A 1899-nucleotide genomic window follows, 5' to 3' on the forward strand; every position below is an offset into this window, starting at 1 on the left:
ATATTGGAAACGGTCATAGAATTCTGATAACGATTCCGTTCAGAAGTACGCATACAGATGAGCTTGAAGCGGTAACGAGAGAGATCTCTTAATTCACGAATATCCTTAGGCGGGATAAAAGATGATTTGAGAAGATCATGTTTGAAAAGATCACAAATCCATTTGGAATCTTTCTTGTCTGTTTTTTTGCCTTTGATAGCTTTGACATATTTAGGATGAACAAGGACAATATTCATTTTGGCTTCAGTCTCAAGGACGTTGAACACAGGAATCCAATATTTACCGGTAGATTCCATGCAGACATCAAAGCATTTGTGCTCAATAAGCCAGTTTTTAAGGTTATAGAGATCATAGTTAAGAGAAGAGAAATCTTTTTGAATATATTCAGTGACATGAGTTTTCTTGTCAGTGATACCAATGGTGGCAACAATAAGGTTCTTGTGAACATCAAGACCAGCACAATTAAAACGGTGGATTTTAAGCATAAAAAAACTCCTTTCAAAAAAGGAGAAGTGGCATTGACTGTCAGTCTGCGAAATATCACTATAGTTGATTAAAACAATCTTAAGTGTCCAGGCTCTAAGTCCTACTTGTTTGTGCTTGAAAGACTGACGGCGACTTATAAATATTCAGGATATTCTATATCGAGTAGAATTGCCTACTCTCCTCCACGTGCTCTGTAGTATACCACCTCTCTTATAGGATACTACAAAAACGATTGGAGAGAAATTATTTTTAATAAAATGTTTGTGTCCGACCGACGAAGACGGACGGAAATGGAGGTAAATATGAAAAAAAGAATGTTAGGTAATATTGAAGTAGGTTGTATTGGTATGGGATGTATGGGATTTTCACATGCTCATGGTGACCCTGCCCCTAGAGAAGAATGTATTAAGATGATTCGCAAAGCTCATGAATTGGGGGTTACTTTATTTGATACGGCAGATGTTTATGCTAATGGTCATAATGAAATATTAGTAGGAGAAGCACTAAAACCCATTAGAGATGAAGTTGTTATTTTAACAAAATTTAACCCTGAAAAAGATCCTGTAAATGATTTGTCAAAAGGAACTGTAGAAGAGCAAATTGAAGCTAGACTAGATGCATCATTAAAAAGATTAGATACTGATTATATTGATATTTATATGATGCATCGTGTTCCTGATGATTTACCAATCGAAGTATATGCAACAGCAATGAAAAATTTGATTGAAAAAGGAAAAATTCGTTCTTGGGCAATGAGTAGAGCTACAGCGAGTCAAATCAAAAAAGCACATGCTATTGCACCGCTAGCAGTTGTTCAAAATGAATTTTCAATGTTAGTAAGAACACCTCTTCATGATGGAGTTTTAGATACTTGTAAAGAATTAGGAATTGGTTTTACACCATATATGCCATTGGCTTCAGGTTTTTTAAGCGGTGCTTATAAACCAGGTATGAAATATAGTAATGATGATATTCATCGTGTATTTTCATGGTTCACTGATGAAAACTTAGAGAAAAATCAGCCAATTTTAGATATGCTAGAAAAATATGCAACTAAGAAAAATGCAACTTATGCTCAAATTGCTTTAGCTTGGCTAATGCATAAATATGATCGTTTAGTACCGATTCCAGGAATGTATCAAGAAAAGTTTATTTATGAAAATCTAAAAACTGCTGATATTGAACTGATGGATAAAGAGGTTAATGAAATAGACAATACATTAGATAGTTTAACTGTTTATGGAGATGGACAAGAATGGCGTGTTGAACAATTAAGAGATATGTTAAAAGAAGAGGGTTATGAAGCAATGTCATTAAGTTAAGGAATGAATGACATATGAGGGTTATATTGCAAATATGCCCTCTCTTTTTTATCATTTTTTCAAAGAAAAGTATTGACATTACAACGATAGT

2 protein-coding genes are annotated in these 1899 nt (G+C 34.0%); one reads left to right on the forward strand and one right to left on the reverse strand.

Features of this window, described 5'->3' with window-relative positions:
- The coding region (locus tag B5F09_RS14420; protein ID WP_143357533.1) for a transposase at window positions 1-485 on the reverse strand (485 nt) is incomplete at its 3' end.
- Window positions 486-788: 303 nt separating this feature from the next.
- Between B5F09_RS14420 and B5F09_RS14425 the strand changes: the two genes are divergently transcribed.
- Window positions 789-1808: an aldo/keto reductase gene (locus B5F09_RS14425; protein WP_087375017.1), complete on the forward strand. Its 1020-nt coding sequence runs from the start codon at window positions 789-791 to the stop codon at window positions 1806-1808.
- Window positions 1809-1899 lie beyond the last annotated feature (91 nt).

This window comes from Erysipelatoclostridium sp. An173, assembly GCF_002160495.1.
In the GTDB taxonomy this organism is placed as follows: domain Bacteria; phylum Bacillota_I; class Bacilli_A; order Erysipelotrichales; family Coprobacillaceae; genus Thomasclavelia; species Thomasclavelia merdavium.